At 50.3% G+C, this 634-nt stretch carries 1 protein-coding gene; it reads right to left on the reverse strand.

Annotation, left to right across the window (positions count from 1 at the left end):
• Positions 1–634: class A beta-lactamase (gene bla / locus FRW57_RS22540; protein ID WP_152187132.1), on the reverse strand; the 634-nt coding region annotated here is incomplete at both ends.

Genomic DNA, 634 nt, shown 5'->3' on the forward strand with positions numbered 1-634 from the left:
AATTCCCGTCGTGTAGATAACTACGATACGGGAGGGCTTACCATCTGGCCCCAGTGCTGCAATGATACCGCGAGACCCACGCTCACCGGCTCCAGATTTATCAGCAATAAACCAGCCAGCCGGAAGGGCCGAGCGCAGAAGTGGTCCTGCAACTTTATCCGCCTCCATCCAGTCTATTAATTGTTGCCGGGAAGCTAGAGTAAGTAGTTCGCCAGTTAATAGTTTGCGCAACGTTGTTGCCATTGCTACAGGCATCGTGGTGTCACGCTCGTCGTTTGGTATGGCTTCATTCAGCTCCGGTTCCCAACGATCAAGGCGAGTTACATGATCCCCCATGTTGTGCAAAAAAGCGGTTAGCTCCTTCGGTCCTCCGATCGTTGTCAGAAGTAAGTTGGCCGCAGTGTTATCACTCATGGTTATGGCAGCACTGCATAATTCTCTTACTGTCATGCCATCCGTAAGATGCTTTTCTGTGACTGGTGAGTACTCAACCAAGTCATTCTGAGAATAGTGTATGCGGCGACCGAGTTGCTCTTGCCCGGCGTCAATACGGGATAATACCGCGCCACATAGCAGAACTTTAAAAGTGCTCATCATTGGAAAACGTTCTTCGGGGCGAAAACTCTCAAGGATC

The organism is Segeticoccus rhizosphaerae (assembly GCF_009192725.1).
Classification (GTDB): Bacteria; Actinomycetota; Actinomycetes; order Actinomycetales; family Dermatophilaceae; genus Segeticoccus; species Segeticoccus rhizosphaerae.